Here is an 18,401-nt window from a genome sequence, read left to right on the forward strand (position 1 = left end):
GCGCCGCCCGACGCTGCGCCGGCCCCTCGGACGAGGCGCGTGCCCACCGCGACCCGGCTGCTGCCGTGGTTGCTGCTGGCGCCCAGCCTCGCCGCGCTCGTCGTCATCACCGGCTACCCGCTCGTGCGGATGCTGTGGCTCTCGCTGCACGAGTACGAGCGCGCCCAGCTGCTCGGCGTCCCTGCGCCGTTCGTCGGCCTCGACAACTACGTCGCGACCCTCACCGACGCCCGCTTCTGGACCGTCACCGCGCGCAGCTTCGTGTTCATGCTCGTCTGCGTCGTGCTGACGATCACCGTCGGCACGCTCGTCGCGCTGCTGCTCATGAAGCTCGGCCGTGTCATGCGGCTGGTGCTCTCGCTCGGGCTGCTGCTGGCGTGGGCCATGCCCCCGCTGGCCGCGATGCTGGTGTGGGGCTGGATCTTCGACAGCCAGTACGGCGTGGCCAACCACCTGCTGACGTCGCTCACCGGCGATGACTGGATGGGGCACCTGTGGCTGATCGACCCCGTGTCGTTCTTCGCGGTCGCCGCCCTCGTCATCGTGTGGGGCGCGATCCCGTTCGTGGCGTTCACGCTCTACGCCGGGTTCACGCAGGTGCCGGGGGAGGTGCTCGAGGCCGCACAGCTCGACGGGGCGAGCGCCCGGCAGCGGTTCTTCCGCGTGCAGGTGCCGTACGTCCGGACGATCTACGTGGTGCTCATCGTGCTGTCGATGATCTGGGACCTGAAGGTGTTCACGCAGATCTTCGTGCTGCAGGGGATCGGCGGCATCAAGTCCGAGACGAGCACCCTCGGCGTCTACATCTACGAGATGGGGATGGCCCAGGGGCACTACGGCGCCGCGAGCGCCATCGCCGTCATCTTCACCGTGATCATGCTCGCGATCTCCGCCTACTACGTGCGGGCGACCGTCAAGGAGGAGCAGCTGTGAGCCTCGCACCCGTCGGCGCCGCCGCGGCCGGCGCGCCCGTCCCCGTCCTGGCGCCCGGGGCCGTGACCCGGCGCCGCCCCGCCCGCCGCACTGCGGCCTCGTTCGGTTGGGGAGCGGTGGCGGCGCTGCTCGCCGCGGCGTTCGCCTTCCCGGTGTACTGGATGGTCAACACCTCGCTGCTGCCGACCAACCTCGTCTCCGGGCCGGAGCTGCACCTGTGGCCCGACGAGCTCACGTGGCGCAACTACGACACCGCGATGTTCGGCCAGGTGCGCTCGCCGTTCGTGCCGGCCCTGGGCAACTCGCTGCAGGTCACGTTCCTCGTCCTCGTCGCCTCGATGGTGCTGGCGTTCTTCGCGTCGCTGGCGCTCACGCGGTTCCGGTTCCGCGGGCGCAAGGCGTTCGTGCTGTCGATCCTGGTGATCCAGATGGTGCCGGGCGAGGCGATGATGATCTCGGTCTTCCAGCTCGTCGACTCCTGGCAGCTGCTCAACACCGTCGTCGCGCTCGGCATGGTCTATCTCGCCGGCGTCCTGCCCTTCACCATCTGGACGCTGCGCGGCTTCGTCAACGGCGTGCCCGTCGAGCTCGAGGAGGCCGCCATGATCGACGGCTGCTCGCGGCCGCGGGCGTTCTGGAAGGTGACGTTCCCCCTGCTGGCACCGGGCCTGGTGTCGACCGGCGTGTTCGCGTTCCTGCAGGCCTGGAACGAGTTCATGATGGCGCTCATCATCATGACCCGGCCCGAGTCCATGACGCTGCCCGTGTGGCTGCGCACGTTCCAGCAGGCCACCAAGGCGACCGACTGGGGAGCACTCATGGCCGGATCCGTGCTCGTCGCGATCCCGGTCGTCGTGTTCTTCCTCGTCGTGCAGGGGCGCATGACCGGCGGACTGGTGTCCGGGGCGGTCAAGGGCTGAGGGCATGGACGTCACGACCCCGGGGGGAGAACCCGTCGTGCTCACGCGCACCCGCACCACCCGCACCACGAGCACCGGTACCGCACCGGCCCGGCCCGGCCGCGAGGGCTGGTCCGTCGGCGTCGACGTCGGCGGCACCAAGGTGCTCGCGGCGCTGCTCACCGCGGACGGCGCCGTGGCAGGTACGCACCGGATCCCCACCGTGCCCGGTCCCGACGGTCTCGTCGCCGCCGTGCGCACCTGCGTGCGGACGCTCGCCGCGAACCACGGCCTGCCCCTCGACGCGCTGAGCGGCGTCGGCGTCGGTGTGCCGGGGGTCGTCGATCCCGCCACCGGGTCGGTCGAGCACGCCGTCAACGTGGGGGTCGAGCGTCCGTTCGGCCTGGCGGACGCCGTCGGCGCCGCGCTGGGCGGCGGGGTCCCGGTACGCGTGGAGAACGACCTCAACGCCGCGGTCCTGGGCGCCGCCCACACGGTCGACGCGGTGCCCACGCCCCGCGACCTGGCGTTCCTCGCGCTGGGCACGGGCGTGGCCGCCGGACTGCTGCTCGACGGCACGCTGCGTCGCGGGGCCCGCCGGGCGGCCGGCGAGGTGGGGCACCTCACGCTGGTGCCCGACGGGCTGCCGTGCGGGTGCGGTCAGCGCGGGTGCGTCGAGCAGTACGCCTCGGGCCGCGCGCTGCAGGCGGCGTGGCCGTCGCCCGACGACCGGCCGGCACCCCTGGTGCTGTTCGCGGACGCCGCCGCGGGGGACGTGCGCGCGGTCGCGGTGCGGGACCGGTTCGCCTGGGCCGTCGCCGGCGCCGTGCGCATCCTGGTGCTGACGTGCGACGTCGACCACGTCGTCCTGGGCGGGGGGGTGAGCGGTGTGGGGGAGCCCCTGCTCGAGGCCGTGCGCGCCGAGCTGGAGCGCGAGACGTCGGGGTCGTCGTTCCTGGCGTCGCTGCGGCTGGCGGAGCGGGTGCACCTGGCGCCCCGGGACGTGCCCGTCGGCGCGGTGGGCGCCGCACTCGTGGGGCGGGGGGAGGTCGTCTGATGGAGGTCGTCATCGCACCGCCGGCCGAGCTGGCGCGCCTGGCCGCGGACGTCGTCGAGCGGCTGCTCGCGGCGCGGCCGGACGCCGTGCTGGGGCTCGCGACGGGGTCGAGCCCGCTCGCGGTGTACGACGAGCTGGCCCGCCGGCACGCGGAACGGCGCGTGTCCTTCGCGCGGGCCCGGGCCTTCCTGCTGGACGAGTACGTCGGGCTCCCGGCCGACCACCCGCAGCGCTACCGCAACGTCATCGACGCGGAGCTGGTGTCGCGCGTCGACCTGGCGCCGGTCGCCGTCCACGGGCCCGACGGGCTGGCCGTGGACCTCCCGGCGGCGTGCGCGGCGTACGAGGCGGCGATCGCCAGGGCGGGGGGCGTGGACCTGCAGCTGCTGGGCATCGGTACCGACGGGCACGTCGCGTTCAACGAGCCGGGTTCCTCGCTGGGCTCGCGCACGCGGGTCAAGACCCTGGCGCTGCAGACGCGTCAGGACAACGCCCGCTTCTTCGACGGGGACGTCGACGCTGTCCCGACGCACTGCCTGACGCAGGGTCTCGCCACGATCACCGAGGCCCGGCACCTCGTCCTGCTGGCCACCGGGACCAGCAAGGCGCGGGCCGTGCAGCAGCTCGTGGAGGGCCCGGTCAGCGCCCGGTGGCCCGCGACGGTCCTGCAGCTCCATCCGCACGTCACCGTGCTGGTCGACGACGACGCGGCCGGCCTGCTGGAGCTCGCCGACCACTACCGGGAGGCCTATGCGGCCAAGCCGGAGTGGCAGCACCTCTGACCCACCCGCAGCCCGGCGGCCACCCCGATCGTCCCGCACCGGTCGAGCGCTGTCAGGTGAGCAGGGCGCCGCGGACGAGGTCGAGCGTCTCGTCGGGCGTCAGGCCCGCCGCGCGCGCGGCGCGCACGTACGCGGTCGCGGCGTGGCGCGCGGTGACGTGCGCCGGTGCGGCGTCGTCGGCGACGACGGTGCCGCTGCGTCGCCGGGTGACGACGACCCCGGCGAGCTCGAGCTCGCGGAAGGCGCGGGCGACAGTGCCGGGCGCGACGCCCAGGTCGGTGGCCAGCGCGCGGATGGTCGGCAGGCGGTCGCCGGGCCGGAGCCGGCCCGCCGCCACGTGCGCGACCACCTGCGTGCGGACCTGCTCGTAGACCGGCACGCCCGAGGTCATGTCGACCTCGACGTGGACGCTCACGCGGGCACCACGGACGTCCGGTCCGGTGCGGTCTCGTGCGAGGCGCGCGTGAGCGCGACGCCGGTGACGACCAGCGTCGCGACGAGCACCACGAGCGCGGCGACGAGGCCGGCGACGCCGAGCGCGTCGACGACCGGGTCGATCGACTCGACCCACCCCTCGCCGACGTCGTACCCCGATCTCGACGCGTTGCGCAGCGAGGTTCCTGTGACGAGCAGGACACCGGCGAGCGTGGCGCCGACGACGAGCTGGACGGCGGCGAGCACGCGACGGGCGCCGGCACGCCGCAGGCGGGCGTCGTCCGTCGTCGACACGTGTGACACCGCGGGGCGGGTGGCGACCAGGTGCAGCGTCAGGAGGGCCGCCACGAGGAGGAGGGCGACCGACGCGGCGATCGGGACGCCGTAGGGCGTGCCGGGGTAGGGGCCGGCGCCGGAGGTCGCGTCCGCTCCGTGGCGCACCGTCACGGAGCGCCCGTCGTCCGTGTCGGCCGTCAGCGCGGTCGCGAGCAGCACGAGCAGGAGCGCGGCCGACCACGCGAGGGTGAGCACCGCCGGTGCGTGCGGGGTCACGTCCCGGACGGTGCGCCGCGCGAGGGACGCCCGACGCACCGGATCCGCGGGGCGCGACCACGTCCGCTCGCCGACAGCCGCCACGAGCAGCGCGAGCACGCCGGCGACCGCCGGTGCGCACCCGAGCACGATGCCCTGGTCGGGTCCGGTCGGGATCGTCTGCGGCAGCGCCAAGGCGACGATCACGAGCGCGGCCCAGGACACGCCCGCGACGACCGCGGCGTGGCGACGGGCACGCGCGTACGCGGTGGGTGACGTCTCGACGTCCGTGCGCGAGCCGGGCACACGGGGGGTGCGTGCCGTCGCGACGGCGGCCGCGATGGCCCCCAGCGCCGCGAGGGGCAGGAGGAGGAGCGGGAGGAGGAGCAGTCGCACGGCCAGGTCTCCGATCCGATGGTCAATGTATCGAGACTTTGACACAAAAGAGCGTCGCTGGGGAAGTGCTGTCGACAGACCCGAGTCGCGTCAAGAAATGCTTGACACCGCGCCTAGCGTCAAGCCAGGATTGACACATGACGCACCACACGCTCCGCGACCACCTCACCGCCGCTCTCGACGCCGCCGAGCCAGACCTGGCCGGGCGGCTCGAGCAGGACCCGCGCGCCTACCTCGACCTCGTGTCGCTGGTGCGCGACGCCTCCGGCGCGACCGACGCGATGCTGCGCGACGCCGTCGCCTCGGCTCGCGCCGCCGGATGCACGTGGAACGACCTGGGTGGCGTGCTGGGCATGTCACGGCAGGCCGCCCAGCAGCGCTTCGCCCCCGCCACCGAGCCGGCCCCCGACGACCGCGCACGTGACAGTGCGGTGCTCGCACCGCTGACCGCGTTCAACGAGATGCGGGTCCTCGCACGTGCCGGCCGCTACGGCTGGCACTGCGTCGGGTACGGCGCCGGCTACCACGTGGTGGAGCGCGACGACCGGCAGTGGGAGCACCTGCGCACGTCCTTCGGCCGCCACCCGGGCGGGGACTGGCAGCGGGTGGGTCAGGGCTGGGGCTGGTGGGCCTACTGGGCCCGGCCGACCGACCTGCCCCGTCTGCCTGGCGACCCCTCGGTGGCGGCGTTCCTCGTCGGCTGACGGCACGACGTCGGACCGCCAGGGTGCTGCCGGGCTGTCCCACCCCCGACGTACGATGGGCGCCATGAGTGAGCCGACCCCGCCGACAGGACCCGACGACCCGTTCGGCCCGCAGGGCGGCACCTCCCTCCTCGAGCGCACCGAGACCGACGAGCAGGTCGAGCCCGGGGACCACGAGCGCTTCGCGCACTACGTGCGCAAGGAGAAGATCATGGAGTCCGCGATGACCGGCAAGCCGGTCATCGCGCTCTGCGGCAAGGTCTGGGTGCCCGGCCGCGACCCGAACAAGTTCCCCGTGTGCCCCATCTGCAAGGAGGTCTACGACGGCCTGCGCGAACCGCAGGACGGCGACGGCGGCTCCGGTGGCGGGGGCGGCGGCGGGCGCGGGTTCTTCGGCTTCGGCCGCGGCAAGGGCTCCGGCTCCGGCACGGGCGGCGCGTGAGCGCGGCCCGTCGGTCCGCAGCCCCTGTCCACACCCCCCAGCACCCCTCGACGTCGGCAGCGCAGCAGCTGCCGCCGGCGTTCCCCGCGCGTGCGCCGTGGGGGGCCGCGGGGAGCCTGCGGGCGTGGCAGGCGCAGGCCATCGACCTGTACCGGGAGCGCTCGCCGCGCGACTTCCTCGCCGTGGCGACGCCGGGCGCGGGCAAGACGACGTTCGCCCTGCGGATCGCGACCGAGCTCCTGGAGTCGCGCGCTGTGCGTCGCGTCACGGTCGTCGCCCCGACCGAGCACCTGAAGAAGCAGTGGGCCGACGCGGCGGCTCGGGTCGGTATCCGGCTCGACCCGCGCTTCAGCAACGCGCAGGGGCGGCACGGAGCCGGCTACGACGGCGTCGCCGTCACGTACGCGCAGGTCGCGAGCAAGCCGGCGCTGCACGCAGCCCGTACCACGGCCGAGCGCACGCTGGTCATCCTCGACGAGGTGCACCACGGCGGCGACGCGCTGTCGTGGGGCGACGCGGTCCGTGAGGCGTTCGAGGGGGCGACGCGCCGGCTCGCGCTGACCGGGACGCCGTTCCGCTCGGACACCGCGCCCATCCCGTTCGTCACCTACGCCCCCGACGCCCACGGCATCCGACGCTCGGTGGCCGACTACACGTACGCGTACGGCGACGCGCTGCGCGACCACGTCGTGCGGCCCGTCATCTTCCTGTCGTACTCGGGGTCGATGCGGTGGCGCACCAAGGCGGGCGACGAGATCGCGGCGCGCCTGGGCGAGCCGCTGACCAAGGACATGACGTCGCAGGCCTGGCGGACCGCGCTCGACCCGAACGGCGAGTGGATCCCGTCGGTGCTGGCCGCGGCTGACACGCGCCTCACCGAGGTCCGGCGCGCCGTGCCCGACGCGGGCGCCATGATCATCGCGACCGACCAGACCGACGCTCGCGCGTACGCCGGGCACCTGGCGCGGCTCACGGGGCAGTCACCGGTCGTCGTGCTGTCCGACGACGACGGCGCGAGCGACCGGATCGAGGAGTTCGCGCAGGGCGACGCCCGCTGGCTCGTCGCGGTGCGCATGGTGTCCGAGGGCGTCGACGTCCCGCGGCTGGCCGTCGGTGTGTACGCCACGAGCACGGCGACGCCCCTGTTCTTCGCGCAGGCCGTCGGGCGGTTCGTCCGGGCGCGGCGGCGGGGCGAGACGGCGTCGGTCTTCCTGCCGAGCGTGCCGCAGCTCCTGGAGCTGGCGGCGACGCTGGAGGTCGAGCGCGACCACGCGCTCGACAAGCCGACCGACGGGTCGCTGGACCCGGAGGCCGACCTGCTGGCCCTCGCCGAGCGCGAGCAGAGCAGCGAGGACGCGGTCGGCTCGGACGGTGTCGTCGGGAGCTTCGAGGCGCTCGAGGCGCAGGCGTCCTTCGACCGCGTGCTGTTCGACGGCGGCGAGTTCGGCACGGGCGCGGAGGTGGGCTCCGACGAGGAGCTGGACTTCCTCGGCCTGCCGGGCCTGCTCGACGCGGACCAGGTGACGACGCTGCTGCGGCAGCGGCAGGCGGACCAGCAGGGCGCGCGCCGCGCGCGCGCCCAGCCTGAGCCCGAGGTGATGGACCACCGCAAGCAGGCCGAGCTGCGCAAGGAGCTCGCGCAGCTGGTCGGTGCGTGGGCGCGTCGCAGCGGTCAGCCGCACGCGACGGTCCACGCGGAGCTGCGGCGGCGGTGCGGTGGCCCTGAGGTCGCGGTGGCCGCGCCGGACCAACTCGAGGCGCGGATCGCGATGCTCCGCGGGTGGTTCGTCGGCAAGCGCTGAGCATGCGCCGCGCGCGTGGAGCAGCACCCGTCTCAGTATATGGACGATGAGAACTGGGTGAGTCCGCAGGTCAGCGCCCTGGACACGTGCCCACATACCAAAGTCGGACGGTCGCGCAAGTCGACCGTTCAGCGTGCCGAAGCGAGGCACCGCTGCCAGGCTCATCCCGTGACAAACCCGGCCCGGGTTCCCCCGGCGCCGAACCCGGAGCCTGGCGGCGTCGTGCCGCCGGCATTCGCACGAAAGAGGTGTTCATATGCCGTCCTGGCTCATCCTCATCCTTGTCGGTGTCGTCCTCGTCATCCTCGGCGTCGCGACCAACATCGGCCAGTTCCTCATCTGGATCGGCGTCATCGTGCTGGTCGTCAGCCTCATCCTCGGCCTCGTGGGCCGCGGTCGATCGAGGATCTAGCGCAGCAGCGACGGCCGACACCCCCTCCGTCGACCGTCGCGCCGCAGGGCACAGGCCGGGACGCCACGCGCGTCCCGGCCTGTGCCGTCTCCGTCGACGGGTGCCAGGCGGCGACCACCCGGCGACGAGAAGGTTCAGGCCAGGCGCATCTCCACCGTCTCGACGGCGGCCTCGTCGGCCGACAGGCGGCGGGCGCCCCGGGGCAGCTCGTCACGGGACGCCGCGTGCCGAGCCGCCGCGGCTCGCACACCCTCGGCGGCCGTCAGGCCGGGCAGCACCTCGCCGTCCACCACGAGCGGCACGTGCAGCGGACGCAGGGACGGGTCCGGCTCGCGCCGCTGCAGGTCCGTCCACCCCGCTACCAGCTCGTCGGGGCCGACGACCAGCACCTCCTCGACGGCGCGCCCGGCCCCGTCCAGGCGCCGCGCGGCCGCCTTGCGGCCCCCGAGGCTGGTCTTGGAGCGCGAGGCCTTCGCGACCGGCTCGAGCTGTCCGGACGCCCCCTCGCGGGCGACCAGCTTGTAGACCATCCCGCACGTCGGTGCGCCCGAGCCGGTCACCAGCGAGGTCCCCACGCCGTAGGAGTCGACCGGGGCGACCGCGAGCGACGCGATCGCGTGCTCGTCGAGGTCGCTCGTGACGACGATCTGCGTGTCGCGCGCCCCGGCGGCGTCGAGCTGCGCCCGCACCTCCTGCGCGAGCACGCCCAGGTCGCCCGAGTCCAGCCGGACGGCACCGAGGTCCGTACCGGCCGCGGCGAGGGCCCGCTCGACCCCGCGGCGGACGTCGTACGTGTCCACCAGGAGCGTCGTCCCGACACCCTGTGACCGGACCTGCGACGCGAAGGCGTCCTCCTCGTCGTCGTGCAGCAGCGTGAACGCGTGCGCCGCCGTGCCGATCGTGGGCAGCCCGTACCGGCGGCCCGCCTCGAGGTTCGACGTGCCCGCGAAGCCCGCGACCACGGCGGCGCGCGCGGCGGCGACCGCAGCGTCCTCGTGCGCACGTCGCGCACCCATCTCGAGGCACGGGCGGTCCACGGCCGCGCTCGTCATGCGCGACGCCGCCGACGCGACCGCCGAGTCGTAGTTCAGGACGGACAGGACGAGCGTCTCGATGAGCACGGCCTGCGCGAACGTGCCCTCGACGACGAGCACCGGTGACTGCGGGAAGAAGATCTCACCCTCGGCGTACCCGACGACGTCCGCGGCGAAGCGGTAGTCGGCGAGGAACGCGAGCGTCGCGTCGTCGACGACGCGCTCGTCGGCCAGCCAGTCGAGCTCCGGGGTCCCGAACCGGAACGACGCGAGCTGCTCGAGCACCCGTCCCGTCCCGGCGAGCACCCCGTAGCGGCGTCCCGCCGGCAACCGCCGCGTGAACACCTCGAAGACGCAGCGGCGGTGCGCGGTGCCGTCGGCGAGGGCCGCCTGCAGCATGGTCAGCTCGTACCGGTCGGTGAGCAGCGCGGTGCTGCCGGAACCCACCGCGGCGACGGCGGGGGCGGTCGGGGTCGACGCAGGAGCACTCGTGTCCGTCATGCCGCCAACGTAGACGCCCGGACCCCGGCCCGGGCGCCGACGCCTCGCGCCGTGCCGCCTACAGTTGTGGTCGTGCCCGCGACGACCGCTCCCGACACGCGTCCCCACGTGGACGAGGCGACGTCGACGGCAGACGCGTGGGTGACGATCGTCTGGAACGACCCGGTCAACCTCATGTCGTACGTCACCTACGTGTTCCAGACCCACTTCGGGTACCCGCGCGAGAAGGCCGACCAGCTCATGCGCCAGGTGCACGAGGAGGGGCGCGCCGTCGTCTCGACCGGCAACCGCGAGGCGATGGAGGTCGACGTGCAGGCCATGCACTCCTACGGCCTGTGGGCGACCATGCAGCGGGGCGGGCAGTGATGCGGGCGTTCCGACGTCAGAAGGGCCAGTACGTCGCGCGGCTGGACGCCGGGGAACGCGCCGTCGTGGCGTCCGTCGTCGCGGACGTCGCGGAGCTGCTGGGCGCCGGGCGGTTCGAGGACGGCCCGCACCCGGACGCGGCGTCACCCGCCCACCCCGGTGCGCCGGCGGGCTGGTCGCTGCGCACCGCACCCGTGGCGCCACCGCAGGACCCGGCCGTGCGACGGCTGCTGCCCGACGCGTCGCGCGACGACCCAGAGGTGGCCGGCGAGTTCCGTCGTCTCACCGAGGACGACCTGCGGGCGCGGAAGATCGCGCGGCTGCGCCTCCTGTGGACGTCGCTCGTCCACGGCGAGCCCGGGTGGCCCGAGCACGCGCTCGTCGTGTCCCCGCAGGCCGCCGACGACGTCGCCGCGACCCTCACCGACCTGCGGCTCGTGCTGGGCGAGCGCCTCGAGCTGCGGACGGACGCCGACTCGCAGGCCCTGTACGACGGTCCGGCGACCGAGCCGGAGGACGACGTGCGGGCCTACCTGGCGTCGGTCTACGGCGCGCTGTCCTGGCTCCAGGAGTCGCTGCTGGCTGTGATGCTCGCCGCACCCCAGGGTGGCGGCGGCGGACGTGGGCGGTCCGGCGGCTAGTCTCGGTCGGGTGAGCGACGCCCCCATCGGCATCTTCGACTCCGGTGTCGGGGGCCTGACCGTGGCGCGGTCGATCCTCGACCAGCTGCCGCACGAGTCCACCCTGTACATCGGGGACACCCTCAACGGCCCGTACGGGCCCAAGCCGCTGGCCGCGGTGCGCGCGCACGCGCTCGAGATCATGGACGACCTCGTCGACGCCGGGGTCAAGATGCTCGTCATCGCGTGCAACAGCGCGTCCGCCGCGGTGCTGCGCGACGCGCGCGAGCGGTACACGCTGCGCCGCGGCCTGCCGGTCGTCGAGGTCGTCCTGCCGGCGGCACGTCGCGCGGTCGCGGCGACGCGCAACGGCCGCATCGGCGTCATCGGGACGCGGGCGACGATCGACTCGCGGGCCTACGACGACGCGTTCGCGGTCGCGGGCGTGGAGCTGACGTCGCGGGCCTGCCCGCGCTTCGTGGAGCTCGTCGAGGCAGGTGTGACGTCGGGGCCGGACGCGCTCGCGACGGCGCACGAGTACCTCGACCCGGTCCGCGCGGCGGGCGTCGACACGCTCGTGCTCGGCTGCACGCACTACCCGCTGCTCACGGGCGTCATCTCGTACGTCATGGGGGACGAGGTCACGCTCGTGTCGAGCGCGGAGGAGACGGCCAAGGACGTCTACCGGACCCTCGTGGCGCACGACCTCGAGCGTGACCCGGAGGCAGGACCGGCGACGCACCGGTTCCTCGCAACGGGCGACCCCAGGTCGTTCGCCACGCTCGCGCGCCGCTTCCTCGGTCCGGAGGTCGAGGCGGTCGAGCCGCGGGGTGCGCTGCGATGAGGCTGCTCGTGCTGGGCTGCGCGGGGTCCTTCCCGGGGCCGAGGTCCGCGGCGTCGTCGTACCTGGTGCAGGCCGAGGACGGTGACGGACGGACGTGGTCGGCCCTGCTGGACCTCGGCAACGGCGCCCTGGGAGCGCTGCAGCACTGGGGTGACCCCGCCGTGCTCGACGTCGTCGCGCTGTCCCACCTGCACGCCGACCACGTCGCGGACATGGCCGTCCTCGGCGTGTACCGGCGCTACCGACCGGACGGTCCGCTGCCGCGCCTCGCCGTCCACGGGCCCGAGGGCACGCTCGAGCGCATCGCGAACATGTCCGGTGACGACCTCGCCGCCCACACCGGCGAGCAGTTCGACGTCCGCACGTGGCGCGTCGGGGAGCGGGTGCACGTCGGTCCGCTGACGCTCGAGCCGGTCCCCGTCGAGCATCCCGTGCCGGCGTTCGGCATCCGGGTGAGCGGGCCGTCGGAGACCGACCCGGCGCTGCGCGTCACGCTCGCGTACACCGGGGACACCGACGCGTGCGCGGGACTCGACGACCTGGCCACCGGCGCCGACGTGCTGCTCGCCGAGGCTGCGTTCGTGGAGGGGCGTGACGACCACGTGCGCGGCATCCACCTGACGGGTCGTCGTGCGGGCGAGGCGGCCGCCCGCGGGGGCTCCCGAGCGCTCGTCCTGACGCACGTCCCGGCGTGGAACGACCCCGCGATCGCACTGGCGGAGGCCCGCGCCGTGTACGACGGCCCGGTCACCCTCGCGGCCCCGGGCGCGACGTACTCGTTCTGACGGCCCCCACCGCCGAGCGCGGCACTTGACCGTCGAGCGCGGCACTTGACCGTCGAGCGCGGCACCTGACCGTCGAGCGCGCCAGATACGAGTACCGCGTTCGGCCGTCGAGTACCGCGCTCGACGGTGGCTGTGGATGGCGGGCCCCGGTGGCGCGGCCGCCGTGCGACGGTGCGGCGCATGGACGGGGCAGCGAGTGGTGGGCGATCCGGGGTGTCCGCGGGCGGGCGACCCGCTCGAGGCGTGGGCGGGCGTGCGGTACCCCCGGGGGAGACGGCGCCGCCGCGCCCGGTGCCGGTGCTCGTCCACGTCCACGGTCAGGAGCGTTCGACCGGCGTCGAGCCCCAGACGGTGCAGCGCCTGGCGCACGCAGGTCGTCTCGTGCGCGTCCGGCGCGGCACGTACGTCGGCGCCGACGACTGGCGTGAGCTCGACGACCGCGCGCGTCACGTCGTCCAGGTCCAGGCCGTCCTCGCCGTCGCGAGGCGGCCGCCGGTCTTCTCCCACTGGTCGGCCGCGGCCGTGCTCGGGCTGCCGGGCGTCGGCCGTCGCGACGGCGGCGTGCATGTCGTGCGGGGGCCCGCCGGTGGTGGCCGGTCGCACGGCGACGTCGTTCGGCACGCCGTCGCAGGCTCTGTCGACGTCACGGTCGTGGACGGGATCACGGTCACGTCCCCGGCACGGACCGTCGTCGACCTCGCCCGGGTCGGCGGCGTCGTGACGGGAGTAGCGGCAGCGGACGCGGCGGTGCGCCACGGTCTGGTGACCGTCGAGGACCTGCATGCCGAGGTCGAGCGCGCGGGTCAGGGACGCGGGGTCCGGGCGGCACGGCGCACGGCCGCGCTCGTCGACGCACGGTCGGAGTCACCGGGTGAGTCGTTGAGCCGCGTCCGCATGGCCGAGTGGGGCCTGGGTGCACCCGTCCTCCAGCACGAGGTACGGGACCGGCACGGACTCGTCGGACGCGTCGACTTCTGGTGGCCCGTGCACGGTGTGGTCGGAGAGTTCGACGGGCGCACCAAGTACGGCTCCGACGCTGCAGACGTGCTCTGGGAGGAGAAGCTGCGAGAGGACAGGCTCCGGGCCGCCGGTCTACGAGTCGCGCGCTGGACCTGGCAGGACGCGTGGGCGGGCGTACCGATGATCGCGCGCCTTCGCGCTGCGGGCGTGCGCTGACCACCGGCCGACGCCAGGGGGCGGTTCGCCGAGCGCGGTACCTCCTCCTCGAGCGCGGTACCTGCCCGCTGAGCGCGGTACTCGTTTGACCCGCGCTCGGTGGGTGAGTGCCGCGCTCCGGAGGTGAGTGCCGCGGTCGGGGGTGAGTGGTGCGCTCGGTGGTGCGGCGGCGGTGGGCCGGTTCGGAGGGTGGCCGTCGGGGACCGTAGGGTCGTGGGCATGGTGAGTGCCGGTGGGTCGAGTGCAGGTGTCGGGACGGTTGCGGGCGGCGGTGCGAGCGCCGGGGCTGTCGTGCGGGTCGACGGGCGGCGGGCGGACGAGCTGCGGCCCGTGACGATCACGCGGCGGTTCCTCGACGCGGGCGAGGGGTCGGTGCTCGTGGAGTTCGGCGGGACGAAGGTGCTGTGCGTGGCGTCGTTCACCGAGGGTGTGCCGCGCTGGCGCAAGGGCTCGGGCGAGGGCTGGGTGACGGCCGAGTACGCGATGCTGCCACGGGCCACGAACAGCCGGTCGGACCGCGAGTCGGTGCGCGGCAAGGTCGGCGGGCGCACGCACGAGATCTCCCGGCTCATCGGTCGCTCGCTGCGCGCGGTGATCGACGTCACGGCCCTCGGCGAGAACACGATCGTGCTCGATTGCGACGTGCTGCAGGCCGACGGTGGCACCCGCACGGCCGCCATCACCGGTGCGTACGTCGCGCTCGCGGACGCGGTGGCGTGGGCCACGCAGAAGCGTCTGGTGAAGCCGGGCCGGAAGGTGCTGCGCGACTCCGTGGCGGCCGTGAGCGTCGGCATCGTCGACGGCGTCCCCGTCCTGGACCTGCCGTACGTGGAGGACGTCCGCGCCGAGACGGACATGAACGTGGTGACGACGGGCTCGGGGGCCTTCGTCGAGGTGCAGGGCACCGCGGAGCAGGCGCCGTTCGCCCGCGCGGAGCTCGACGCGCTGCTCGACCTCGCCCTGGCGGGCACCGCCCAGCTCGCGGCGCTGCAGGCCGCCGTGCTGGCGGCCCCCGCGGGTGACGGCTCGGCGACGCGGGCCGCGGGCGCGGCTCCCGCCTCGTGACGGCCTCCGACGCGCCCCGGGGCGTGGACGTCCCGCCGGGCGCGCGCCTCGTCCTCGCCACGCACAACGCGCACAAGGTGGCCGAGCTGCGCGCGATCCTCGCGCCGGTGCTCCCGACGCTCGACCCCGGCGCCGTGATCGGTGCGCGCGACGTGCACGCGCCTGAGCCGGTCGAGGACGGCGTGACGTTCGAGGAGAACGCGCTGATCAAGGCACGCGCGCTCGCGGCGGCGACCGGGCTGCCCGCCGTCGCCGACGACTCGGGTCTGAGCGTCGACGTGCTCGGTGGCGCTCCCGGGATCTTCTCGGCTCGCTGGGCGGGCCGTCACGGGGACGACGCCGCGAACCTCGCCCTGCTGCTCGCGCAGCTCGCCGACGTCCCGTCCGCGCACCGCCGCGCACGGTTCGTGTGCGCCGCCGCGCTGGTGACGCCCGAGGGCACCGAGCACGTCGAGGTCGGGACGCTCGAGGGCACGCTGGCGGCAGCCCCGCGCGGCGAGCACGGCTTCGGCTACGACCCGGTGCTCGTCCCCCTGGGTGAGACCCGTACGTGCGCCGAGCTCACCCCGGAGGAGAAGAACGCGATCAGCCACCGCGGGCAGGCGTTCCGCGCGCTCGTGCCCCACCTCGTGGCGGCACTGCGGGCATGACCGCACCGACCGCGTCCCGACCCGGGGACGTGCAGCTCGTCGCCGAGGGCGTGTCGTTCGGCTACCCGGGCAGGCGCGTGCTGGACCGGCTCGACCTCACGGTCGCGCCCGGTGACCGCATCGGGCTCGTGGGGGAGAACGGGGCCGGCAAGACGACGCTGCTGGGCGTGCTCGCCGGCCGGCTCCACCCCCAGGAGGGGACGGTGCGTCGCCACGGCACGCTCGCGGTCGTCGAGCAGGACCTCGGCTTCGGGGACGACGACACGATCGGCACGCTGGTCGACGAGACGGCCGCCGCCGCACGGGCCGCCGCCGCAGACCTGCAGGCCGTCATCGACGGGTTCGACCATGACGCGGGCGACGTCGCGGCGCTGTCGGCGGCGATCGCCCGCTACGAGCACCTCGCCGCGTGGGACGTGGACCGACGCGTCGACGAGGGCCTCTCGCGCCTGCAGGCGCCGCGGGACCGCGACCGGCGCCTGCGCGAGCTGAGCGTGGGGGAGCGGTACCGCGTCCGCCTGGCGTGCCGACTCGCGGAGCGTGCCGACCTGCTGCTGCTCGACGAGCCGACCAACCACCTCGACGCGGACGGTGTCGCGCACCTCACCGCGCAGCTGCGGGCGTGGGTCGGGGGCCTCGTCATCGTCACGCACGACCGGCGGCTGCTCGACGACGTGATGACGGCGATCCTCGACATGGACCCGTCGATGGACGGGCGGCCCGTGCTGTACGGCGCGGCGCGCTACGCGGACTACCGCTTCGCACGCGACCAGATGCTGCGGCGCTGGCGTGCCCGGTACCGCGCCGAGCGCAAGCGCGCCCGCGTGCTGGCCGAGCGGCTCGACGCCTCCTACGAGGGGTTGTCCGACGAGTGGCGACCGCCGAAGGGGTCGCAGACGCACCGACGCGCGACGCGAGCCCGGCAGCACGTCAAGGCTGCGGACCGGCTGATCGAGCGTCTCGAGGCGCAGGCGGTCGACGTGCCCGTGCCGCCCCCGGCGCTGCGCTTCCCGGACCTGCCGTCGGTGCCGCCCGCCTACGCGGGTGGTCCGCTGCTGGAGGTGCGCGGACCGCGCGTCGCCGGACGCCTCGACATGCCGGGCCGCCGTGTCGCGGTCATGCCCGCGGGTCGCCTCCTCGTCACGGGTCCCAACGGCGCGGGCAAGTCGACGCTGCTGGCCGCGCTGGTGGGCAGCGTCGGGCTCGACCGGGGGACCCGGACGGTGGCGTCCGGCGTGCGGTGGGGCGTGCTGGTGCAGGAGGGCCCGGGCGAGCGCACCGCGCCGGCCGGTGGCTCGTCACCCACGGCCTTCGACGCGTACGCACGTCACGCGCTCGACCTGCTCGAGGCCGGGGCCCTCGACCCCGACGCACTGGTCCCCGTCGCCGCTCTCGGCCTGCTCACCGAGACGGACCTGGACCGCCCGCTGCGCGAGCTGTCGATCGGCCAGCGTCGTCGCTTCGACCTGGCGTGCGCGCTGCTCGCGGCGCCGCACGTCCTGGTGCTCGACGAGCCGACCAACCACCTGTCGGTCGGGCTCGTCGACGACCTGACGACCGCGCTGCGCGAGACGTCGGCTGCGGTGGTCGTCGCGACGCACGACCGGCAGCTGCGCGCCGACCTCGCGGACTGGCCCCGCCTCGAGCTGGGCGCCTGACGCGACGGGAGCGCCGTCAGGGCAGGCGGCCCACCCACGCCATCGCCTGACGCAGCAGCAGGCCCTGGCCGCCGTTCATCTCGACCTGCACGGCCTCGGTGCAGGCTTCCTCGGGCGTGAGCCACGCGAGGTCCAGCGCGTCCTGCTGCGGACGGCAGTCGCCGGTGACGGGCACGACGTAGGCCAGGGACACCGCGTGCTGGCGCGGGTCGTGGTACGGCGTGACGCCGGGCGTCGGGAAGTACTCGGCCACCGTGAACGGCTGCGGTGACGCCGGGACCTGGGGCAGCGCCACCGGTCCGAGGTCCTTCTCGATGTGCCGCAGCAGCGCGTCACGGATCCGCTCGTGGTACATGACGCGCCCGGACACGAGCGCACGGGACATGACGCCCTCGCGCGTCGCGCGCAGCAGCAGGCCGACGGCGACGACGTCACCCGACTCGTCGACGCGGACGGGGATCGCGTCGACGTACAGGATCGGCAGCTGGCTGCGGGCTGTCGCCATCTGCTCGGCCGACAGCCAGCCGGCGGGGCGCTCGGGACCAGGGGGGTACTCGGCGGAGGCGGTCACCGTGCAGTTGTACCTCCTCCGTGGCCGGTGGGCCGCATCGCCTCGCGACCGGGCGTCGGAGGGAATAGCCGTGGAGTGCGGGGCGCTGTAGGCACCGAACCCCGCAGGATGGAGAGACACCCATGGCTACCACCACGCTGACCGCCGACACGATCGCCGACACCATCAAGGACAACGAGATCGTCCTCGTCGACTTCTGGGCGTCGTGGTGCGGACCGTGCCGCATGTTCGGCCCCGTGTTCGAGGCGTCGAGCGAGCAGCACCCCGACATCGTGCACGCGAAGGTCGACACGGAGGCCGAGCAGCAGCTGGCCGCGGAGCTCCAGATCAGCTCGATCCCGACGCTCATGGCGTTCCGGGACGGCGTCCTGGTGTTCAACCAGGCAGGTGCGCTGCCGGCGCCGTCGCTCGAGCAGGTCGTCACGGCCGTCAAGGAGCTCGACATGGACGAGGTCCGGGCCAAGCTCGCGGAGCGCCAGACGCAGGTCTGAGCAGGCTCCACACGCGGCGGAGGACCCCGGAAGGGGCCTCCGCCGCTTCCAGTTGACGCGTGTCAACGAACTGTTAGCGTGGTGATCACAGACCGCACTCATCGCAGCACGGCCAACGGGGGCCGTGCGGGGAGCGTCGCGGTGCACAGCAACGGCGCGGTGCACCGTTCTCACAGGGCGACACCTCGCGCGCTCGATGCGTGAGCTGGTCGCCTGGGGGCATCACACCATGTCAACACAGCTCAGG

General features: G+C 74.3%; 21 protein-coding genes. 17 read left to right on the plus strand and 4 right to left on the minus strand.

All coding sequences use genetic code 11. From position 1 onward, the window contains the following. Positions 1-39 precede the first annotated feature (39 nt). From NP048_RS06525 to nagB, 4 genes are read left to right on the plus strand one after another with little or no spacing between them, the layout of a single operon-like run. Positions 40-933: a carbohydrate ABC transporter permease gene (locus NP048_RS06525; protein ID WP_227577402.1), complete on the plus strand. Its 894-nt coding sequence runs from the start codon at positions 40-42 to the stop codon at positions 931-933. Then, entirely contained in the window at positions 930-1,853 is a 924-nt protein-coding gene (locus tag NP048_RS06530; RefSeq protein ID WP_227577403.1) for a carbohydrate ABC transporter permease, read from the plus strand. Before NP048_RS06525 ends, NP048_RS06530 begins: the two co-directional genes overlap by 4 nt. Before the next feature lie 4 nt (positions 1,854-1,857). Then, positions 1,858-2,889, plus strand: coding sequence for an ROK family protein (locus NP048_RS06535; protein WP_227577404.1), 1,032 nt, complete (start codon positions 1,858-1,860; stop codon positions 2,887-2,889). Beyond that, positions 2,889-3,671: a glucosamine-6-phosphate deaminase gene (gene nagB, locus NP048_RS06540; RefSeq protein ID WP_227577405.1), complete on the plus strand. Its 783-nt coding sequence runs from the start codon at positions 2,889-2,891 to the stop codon at positions 3,669-3,671. Before NP048_RS06535 ends, nagB begins: the two co-directional genes overlap by 1 nt. A gap of 52 nt (positions 3,672-3,723) precedes the next feature. Here nagB and NP048_RS06545 read toward each other — a convergent pair whose 3' ends face one another. After that, the gene (locus NP048_RS06545) at positions 3,724-4,086 is read right to left on the minus strand and encodes a GntR family transcriptional regulator (RefSeq protein WP_227577406.1); all 363 of its coding nucleotides are present in this window, start codon (positions 4,084-4,086) and stop codon (positions 3,724-3,726) included. Continuing rightward, entirely contained in the window at positions 4,083-5,033 is a 951-nt protein-coding gene (locus tag NP048_RS06550; protein WP_227577407.1) for a hypothetical protein, read from the minus strand. Before NP048_RS06550 ends, NP048_RS06545 begins: the two co-directional genes overlap by 4 nt. 137 nt (positions 5,034-5,170) lie before the next feature. Here NP048_RS06550 and NP048_RS06555 point away from each other — a divergent pair, with 137 nt between their 5' ends. The 4 genes from NP048_RS06555 (at position 5,171) to NP048_RS06570 (ending at position 8,393) form a co-directional block, all read left to right on the plus strand. After that, positions 5,171-5,737 carry a hypothetical protein gene (locus NP048_RS06555; RefSeq protein WP_227577408.1) on the plus strand — a complete coding sequence of 189 codons (567 nt, stop codon included), beginning with the start codon at positions 5,171-5,173 and terminating at the stop codon, positions 5,735-5,737. A 64-nt stretch (positions 5,738-5,801) separates the two neighbouring features. Beyond that, positions 5,802-6,179, plus strand: a complete 378-nt coding sequence (locus NP048_RS06560) for a DUF3039 domain-containing protein (protein ID WP_227577409.1) — start codon at positions 5,802-5,804, stop codon at positions 6,177-6,179. Then, on the plus strand, positions 6,176-7,981 hold the full coding sequence (locus tag NP048_RS06565; protein ID WP_227577410.1) for a DEAD/DEAH box helicase: 1,806 nt from the start codon (positions 6,176-6,178) through the stop codon (positions 7,979-7,981). Before NP048_RS06560 ends, NP048_RS06565 begins: the two co-directional genes overlap by 4 nt. A 256-nt stretch (positions 7,982-8,237) precedes the next feature. Continuing rightward, complete coding sequence (locus tag NP048_RS06570; protein ID WP_013116552.1) at positions 8,238-8,393, plus strand: hypothetical protein; 156 nt, start codon at positions 8,238-8,240, stop codon at positions 8,391-8,393. Between the two features lie 134 nt (positions 8,394-8,527). Here the strand turns inward: NP048_RS06570 and NP048_RS06575 are convergent, their stop codons facing one another. After that, positions 8,528-9,928: a nicotinate phosphoribosyltransferase gene (locus tag NP048_RS06575; RefSeq protein WP_227577411.1), complete on the minus strand. Its 1,401-nt coding sequence runs from the start codon at positions 9,926-9,928 to the stop codon at positions 8,528-8,530. A gap of 72 nt (positions 9,929-10,000) precedes the next feature. Here NP048_RS06575 and clpS point away from each other — a divergent pair, with 72 nt between their 5' ends. The 8 genes from clpS to NP048_RS06615 all read left to right on the plus strand — a co-directional run bounded on the left by clpS (position 10,001) and on the right by NP048_RS06615 (position 17,092). Further along, on the plus strand, positions 10,001-10,294 hold the full coding sequence (gene clpS, locus NP048_RS06580) for an ATP-dependent Clp protease adapter ClpS (protein WP_372456823.1): 294 nt from the start codon (positions 10,001-10,003) through the stop codon (positions 10,292-10,294). Further along, positions 10,294-10,935, plus strand: coding sequence for a DUF2017 domain-containing protein (locus tag NP048_RS06585; protein WP_227577412.1), 642 nt, complete (start codon positions 10,294-10,296; stop codon positions 10,933-10,935). The genes clpS and NP048_RS06585 overlap by 1 nt, the downstream gene beginning before the upstream one ends. A gap of 10 nt (positions 10,936-10,945) precedes the next feature. Further along, complete coding sequence (gene murI / locus NP048_RS06590) at positions 10,946-11,758, plus strand: glutamate racemase (RefSeq protein ID WP_227577413.1); 813 nt, start codon at positions 10,946-10,948, stop codon at positions 11,756-11,758. Further along, the gene (locus NP048_RS06595; protein ID WP_227577414.1) at positions 11,755-12,543 is read left to right on the plus strand and encodes an MBL fold metallo-hydrolase; all 789 of its coding nucleotides are present in this window, start codon (positions 11,755-11,757) and stop codon (positions 12,541-12,543) included. Before murI ends, NP048_RS06595 begins: the two co-directional genes overlap by 4 nt. A 243-nt stretch (positions 12,544-12,786) precedes the next feature. Further along, positions 12,787-13,719, plus strand: coding sequence for a type IV toxin-antitoxin system AbiEi family antitoxin domain-containing protein (locus NP048_RS06600; protein ID WP_227577415.1), 933 nt, complete (start codon positions 12,787-12,789; stop codon positions 13,717-13,719). A gap of 219 nt (positions 13,720-13,938) precedes the next feature. Beyond that, positions 13,939-14,784, plus strand: coding sequence for a ribonuclease PH (gene rph, locus NP048_RS06605; protein WP_227577416.1), 846 nt, complete (start codon positions 13,939-13,941; stop codon positions 14,782-14,784). Positions 14,785-14,807: 23 nt separating this feature from the next. After that, positions 14,808-15,434, plus strand: coding sequence for an RdgB/HAM1 family non-canonical purine NTP pyrophosphatase (rdgB, locus tag NP048_RS06610; protein ID WP_227577714.1), 627 nt, complete (start codon positions 14,808-14,810; stop codon positions 15,432-15,434). After that, on the plus strand, positions 15,431-17,092 hold the full coding sequence (locus NP048_RS06615) for an ABC-F family ATP-binding cassette domain-containing protein (protein ID WP_227577417.1): 1,662 nt from the start codon (positions 15,431-15,433) through the stop codon (positions 17,090-17,092). Before rdgB ends, NP048_RS06615 begins: the two co-directional genes overlap by 4 nt. Before the next feature lie 16 nt (positions 17,093-17,108). Here NP048_RS06615 and NP048_RS06620 read toward each other — a convergent pair whose 3' ends face one another. Then, the gene (locus NP048_RS06620; RefSeq protein ID WP_227577418.1) at positions 17,109-17,663 is read right to left on the minus strand and encodes an NUDIX hydrolase family protein; all 555 of its coding nucleotides are present in this window, start codon (positions 17,661-17,663) and stop codon (positions 17,109-17,111) included. A gap of 122 nt (positions 17,664-17,785) precedes the next feature. Here NP048_RS06620 and trxA point away from each other — a divergent pair, with 122 nt between their 5' ends. Beyond that, a complete protein-coding gene (gene trxA, locus NP048_RS06625) occupies positions 17,786-18,154 on the plus strand; it encodes a thioredoxin (protein WP_227577419.1) in 369 nt (122 codons plus the stop codon). Positions 18,155-18,401 lie beyond the last annotated feature (247 nt).

It is taken from the genome of Cellulomonas xiejunii (assembly GCF_024508315.1).
Taxonomy (GTDB): domain Bacteria; phylum Actinomycetota; class Actinomycetes; order Actinomycetales; family Cellulomonadaceae; genus Cellulomonas; species Cellulomonas xiejunii.

What these genes read in the sequence shown, in the direction of transcription:
- NP048_RS06560 (WP_227577409.1), top strand. Translation starts at nt 5,802, where the DNA reads ATGAGTGAGCCGACCCCGCCGACAGGACCCGACGACCCGTTCGGCCCG.
- NP048_RS06570 (WP_013116552.1), top strand. Translation starts at nt 8,238, where the DNA reads ATGCCGTCCTGGCTCATCCTCATCCTTGTCGGTGTCGTCCTCGTCATC.
- NP048_RS06535 (WP_227577404.1), top strand. Translation starts at nt 1,858, where the DNA reads ATGGACGTCACGACCCCGGGGGGAGAACCCGTCGTGCTCACGCGCACC.
- nagB (WP_227577405.1), top strand. Translation starts at nt 2,889, where the DNA reads ATGGAGGTCGTCATCGCACCGCCGGCCGAGCTGGCGCGCCTGGCCGCG.
- NP048_RS06595 (WP_227577414.1), top strand. Translation starts at nt 11,755, where the DNA reads ATGAGGCTGCTCGTGCTGGGCTGCGCGGGGTCCTTCCCGGGGCCGAGG.
- NP048_RS06585 (WP_227577412.1), top strand. Translation starts at nt 10,294, where the DNA reads ATGCGGGCGTTCCGACGTCAGAAGGGCCAGTACGTCGCGCGGCTGGAC.
- trxA (WP_227577419.1), top strand. Translation starts at nt 17,786, where the DNA reads ATGGCTACCACCACGCTGACCGCCGACACGATCGCCGACACCATCAAG.
- NP048_RS06575 (WP_227577411.1), bottom strand. Translation starts at nt 9,928, where the DNA reads ATGACGGACACGAGTGCTCCTGCGTCGACCCCGACCGCCCCCGCCGTC.
- NP048_RS06615 (WP_227577417.1), top strand. Translation starts at nt 15,431, where the DNA reads ATGACCGCACCGACCGCGTCCCGACCCGGGGACGTGCAGCTCGTCGCC.
- rph (WP_227577416.1), top strand. Translation starts at nt 13,939, where the DNA reads ATGGTGAGTGCCGGTGGGTCGAGTGCAGGTGTCGGGACGGTTGCGGGC.
- NP048_RS06555 (WP_227577408.1), top strand. Translation starts at nt 5,171, where the DNA reads ATGACGCACCACACGCTCCGCGACCACCTCACCGCCGCTCTCGACGCC.